General features: G+C 45.6%; 1 protein-coding gene. It reads left to right on the plus strand.

Going from position 1 to position 783, the window contains the following annotated elements; translation table 11 throughout:
- Positions 1-374 precede the first annotated feature (374 nt).
- Positions 375-783 (plus strand): DUF3750 domain-containing protein (locus A3738_RS00690; RefSeq protein WP_068763264.1); only part of this gene is annotated, 409 nt, incomplete at its 3' end.

Below are 783 nucleotides of genomic sequence, written 5' to 3' on the forward strand. Positions count from 1 at the left end.
GTGAGGTTAGGCGTTTCGTAAGCTGTGTTGAAAGCTTGTTCGCTTTACTCACTGGCTTTGCCAGAACGCACTTTAGTGCGGTCCGTAGGGCGAGCTACGCGAGTATTTACTTATATGTAAACTCCGTGTTCTCATAAACTTTCGCCTTGCCTAAGCTGCTCTCCTAACGCTAAGTAGCTGCGCGTTTTTATTTGTTTTTGCCTTATTCTAAATTCTTTATTGACCCAGCTTGGGTATGTCTTACTCGAACTTTTAAAGTTTTCGTATATCTAACCTCTTCTTTCAAAGGCTTTGTGTCTAATCTACGCATCTTCATAACGCGTAAGACATTTTGTCTTAGGTCTAAGTTGAATAAGGTAAATCAAGAGGTTTCGATGCGAAGTATATTCACTGTATTGGTGTTAAGTCTTGGTCTAGTGCTTACGGGGTGTAGCACCGGTAGTTGGCGAGACGCGAGCCGAGACTCTGCGAATTTATCTCCACTCCCCGGTGATTATTCTGATGCCATCGTGCAAGTTTACGCTGCAGATGCTTGGGGATGGCGAGGGATATTTGCAGTGCATACATGGATATCTGTTAAACCAAGCAATGCAGATCAATACACTGTCCTTGAAGTGATTGGCTGGCGCGCTCGATGGGGTGTGCCGGTTCTTCGCATAGAGAAAGACTTGCCTGATCGCTATTGGTTTGGGGCAAAGCCAGAGTTGGTATACGAAAAGCGTGGTGAGGGCGCTGATCAGCTCATCGAAGATATTCTTCGCGTTTCACGTGATTACCCTTGGG

The organism is Oleiphilus sp. HI0066 (assembly GCF_001635725.1).